The following is a 3462-nucleotide window of genomic DNA, read 5'->3' as shown; positions in this document are numbered from 1 at the left end:
AGACGACAAAGTACCGCAAACGCGCCTGCATCGGCGGCTGACAACGTTGGACGGGGCCGAAATCATGCGCCTGTCGGCCAATGATCATTTCGTTGACGTATCGTCTGATCGCGGGGTGGAAACGCTGCGCTTGCGGCTTGGGGATGCGATCCACGAGATGGACCCGATCGAAGGCATCTGCACCCATCGCTCGCATTGGGTGGCGCTTTCGGCGGTGGTCGGGGTCGAGCAGGCCGGAGCAAACAAGACTTTTGTCATCCTGCGCAATGGCGACCGCGTCCCGGTCAGCCGCAAATACCGCCCGCGCCTTGTGGCGGCAGGGCTGCTTGAGTAGCACGCAGCGGCCTGTCAGGGCTGATGAGCTGACTCAGGACCTTGTCGTCACTATTAAGCCCGCCGGTATAGGTGCCATACGCCGGCACGATCGCGGCCCTGGCCAAAAGGCAAAGATATCTCGGCCGGTCCGGGTATCCGCAGGGCGGGTAAAACCCACCCTGAACAGGGTTTGCAGAGGTCAGTGAACGATATCTTCTTCCTTGACGAACATGTTCGCCCAGGCCCGGTCAAGCAGTTCCGGTGACATCTGATAGGGGATGCCCTCGAATTCACAGATCGAGATCATCTGGTCGATCAGAAAGACCGGCTGATAGTTGGCATAGACATTGTCGATGGTCGGATATTTTTCCTTGATCAGGTGGATCAGCGCCGCCTCGTCCAGTGGCATGCCTTTCTTGCGCGCCACCATGGCGAAGATTTTCAGGAAATCCTGCTGGCACGGCCCGTCGATCTTGATCTTATAGAAAATCCGGCGCAGGGCGGCCTTGTCGAAAATCTCGTTGGGGTGAAAGTTGGTCGAGAAAATCACCAGCGTGTCAAAGGGAACCTCGAATTTTTCACCCGATTGCAGGGCAAGGATATCCTTGCTTTCCTCAAGCGGAACAATCCACCGGTTGACAAGGCTTTGCGGCGGTTCGGCCTGACGGCCAAGGTCGTCGACGATAAAGATGCCGCCGGTGGATTTAAGTTGGAGTGGCGCCTGATAGGTGCGCGCGGTCGGGTTATAGACCAGATCAAGCATCGACAGGCTAAGTTCACCGCCGGTGATCACCGTCGGCCGCTCGCAGCGTACATAACGGGTGTCAAAGGTGCGCCGGCGGCGCAGGCTGTTGGGATCGTCAACCTCGACCTCGGCCGAGGAATGCACGATTGGGTCATAGACGGTGATCACCTGGCCGGAATATTCGATCGCGCGCGGCACGAAGATCTTGTCGCCCATCGCATCCCGGATGCCATTGGAAATACTGGATTTCCCGTTGCCCGGCGGGCCATACATCAGGATCGAGCGCCCGGCGCTGACCGCAGGCCCGAGGTGATCCAGCAGGGTATTGGGCAGGATCAGGTGCCCCATCGCATTGGTCAACTGATCGCGGGTGATCTGGATATTGCGGATCGACTGGCGTTTGACCTGTTCGCGATAGACCGACAAGGGCACCGGCATGGCGCCGAAGTATTCCGACTGGCTCAGGGCATCAAGCGCGCGGGATTTCCCGGCATCGGTAAGCTGATAACCCATTTCACCACCGGAATTCGCGTTAAGGGTGCCGGTCGCCTCAAGCAGTCTCTGCACACGCGCCATATCAATCAGCTCTTGTGTCACGGCGCGCGGCAGACAGATCGCGACCGCCACTTCCGACACCAGATCAAGGTTCTTGCGAAACATGGTCTTGAGCAGGATATCCCGCATCATGACGACCGGAAGCTGCATATCCTCAATGCTGCTTGGGGGCGGGGGGGGCTGGACGCCGGTGCTGACTTGCATGTTCATATGATGTGCCTGTTCTGCGCCTGATGTGATGCTTTTGCCCCGCGCCACACAAGGGTGGGCAGGCGTTAGCCGCAAACATGCCGGGCAAAGGTGCAGAAATTAAGGAAACCCTCGGGCAGAGGTGCGGCAGAGGCCAAGGTTCAGGCGCCGTAAAGCGCGCCAAGCCCAAGATAAATCGCCAAAGTGGCCCCAAGCGCGAACCCCATCGGGAACTTGTTGCCCGCCGACCAGCTTTTCCAATCCGGTGCAAGGCGGCGCAGGGCGCTGTGTTTGGCCGCGCGATGCGTGACATAGGCCGCCACAAGGGTGACCGAAAACAAGATTGCAAGCATACCCAGATCGCCAAGCGCCACGAAGGGCGCGGCGGCGGCGATGAACTTGGCATCGCCCGCTCCCATCGCCCCGATGGCATTGGCCGCGATCCCCGCCACCAGCATCACTGCCAGATGCGAGAACCGCCAGGCATAGTCAGGCAGCGGAAGCGATATAAGCCCGATCACCACGAAAATCCCCGTCAGCGTCAGCACGGAGGTGTTGGGGATCTTCATGGTTCGCAGATCGCTCATCGCGACCCAGACACAGACCGGCAACACGAAGGGCAGGAACCAAAGCGCCGATTGGGCGGTAATTTCAAGCGACATGCGCGCGCTCCGGCCTAGCTCGAAACGTTCGCTTCAAGGGTGCTAAGGCTCCGCGCGGCATCCTCGAAATGTTGCGGATGTGTCTCGATGGCATCGCGCAGCAGACCCTTGCCGATCGCCGTATCGCCCTGTTTGATTGCCGAAAGCCCAAGCGTATAAAGCAGCTGCGCACGCTCGATCTGATTAACCGGCAGCACCGGAAGCGAATATTTCTGTTGCGCGCCACGGGCCAGGATCAGGTTGTTCTTGGCGGTGAAAAGCTTGGGGTCCTGACGCACCGCATCCGAGAATAGCCGCTCGGCCCCCGGATAATCGCCGCGTGTAAGTTTGGAATAGCCCCAGTTGTTCATCACGTTCGCAGGTTGGGTCGTCAGCCCAACGGCGATTTCATAGAAGCTGTCGGCCTTTTTCCATTCCTGATCGCTATCGGCAATCATCGCTTCGAGGCGATAGCGTTTGAAGGTCTCGTAAGTGGGAGGGATGGTGTCGAGCACCTCGTCGGCGCGGTCCCATTCATTGTTGCGGATCAAGGCATCTGCAAGATCGACGCGGTCATCATTTGTGGCGTCCTTATGATCGGCCACTGTCGACCAGACGGTCACCGCCTCGGTGTTGCGCTTGGCTCGGACCAGGGAATGACCAAGTCCGCGCAAAAGGTCGATCCGTTCGGGTTTTTCTCCGACGGCACGTTGAAAATACGCCACCGCCTCATTCGGGTCGGCGGCGGTCAGCATCACGTCGTTCAGGTTGGTTTCATCCACCACGTTGATGTCCTGAAACGCGCGATCAACATTATTGCCGGTGGATTGTTCACCCGCGGTCAGGGCGAAAGCACCCGCCACGCACAGGGAAATCATGATAGGGTGGCGCATTGTTTGCGTCCTTTTACTGCCTCGGCCTCGTTATGGTATCTTGCGGATCAAATAATCTCCGGTGCCCCGCCGTACCAATTTATAATCTTGCTCTTGCTCTTCACCATAGTCTGAATTTTCGGAT

At 58.5% G+C, this 3462-nt stretch carries 4 protein-coding genes; 1 reads left to right on the top strand and 3 read right to left on the bottom strand.

Annotated features, from left to right (window positions below):
* Positions 1 to 334, top strand: a 334-nt coding sequence (locus QZ522_RS18535; protein WP_294615077.1) for a LytTR family DNA-binding domain-containing protein, incomplete at its 5' end; no start/stop codon positions are given.
* A 180-nt stretch (positions 335 to 514) separates the two neighbouring features.
* Here the strand turns inward: QZ522_RS18535 and QZ522_RS18530 are convergent.
* The 3 genes from QZ522_RS18530 to QZ522_RS18520 all read right to left on the bottom strand — a co-directional run bounded on the left by QZ522_RS18530 (position 515) and on the right by QZ522_RS18520 (position 3338).
* Positions 515 to 1825: an ATPase gene (locus tag QZ522_RS18530; protein ID WP_294615074.1), complete on the bottom strand. Its 1311-nt coding sequence runs from the start codon at positions 1823 to 1825 to the stop codon at positions 515 to 517.
* 140 nt (positions 1826 to 1965) lie between these two features.
* Positions 1966 to 2466 carry a prepilin peptidase gene (locus QZ522_RS18525; protein WP_294615071.1) on the bottom strand — a complete coding sequence of 167 codons (501 nt, stop codon included), beginning with the start codon at positions 2464 to 2466 and terminating at the stop codon, positions 1966 to 1968.
* Positions 2467 to 2480: 14 nt separating this feature from the next.
* Entirely contained in the window at positions 2481 to 3338 is an 858-nt protein-coding gene (locus QZ522_RS18520; protein WP_294615069.1) for a tetratricopeptide repeat protein, read from the bottom strand.
* Between the last annotated feature and the right edge of the window lie 124 nt (positions 3339 to 3462).

Origin of the sequence: uncultured Roseovarius sp. (assembly GCF_913054395.1) — a bacterium.
Lineage (GTDB): Bacteria > Pseudomonadota > Alphaproteobacteria > Rhodobacterales > Rhodobacteraceae > Roseovarius.
The sequence above is the reverse complement of the archived record's forward strand: the minus strand, read 5'-3'. Positions and strand labels throughout refer to the sequence as shown.

Bases quoted from the DNA above. Each gene is read 5' to 3' on its own strand.
- QZ522_RS18530 (WP_294615074.1), bottom strand. From the start codon at position 1,825: ATGAACATGCAAGTCAGCACCGGCGTCCAGCCCCCCCCGCCCCCAAGC.
- QZ522_RS18525 (WP_294615071.1), bottom strand. From the start codon at position 2,466: ATGTCGCTTGAAATTACCGCCCAATCGGCGCTTTGGTTCCTGCCCTTC.
- QZ522_RS18520 (WP_294615069.1), bottom strand. From the start codon at position 3,338: ATGCGCCACCCTATCATGATTTCCCTGTGCGTGGCGGGTGCTTTCGCC.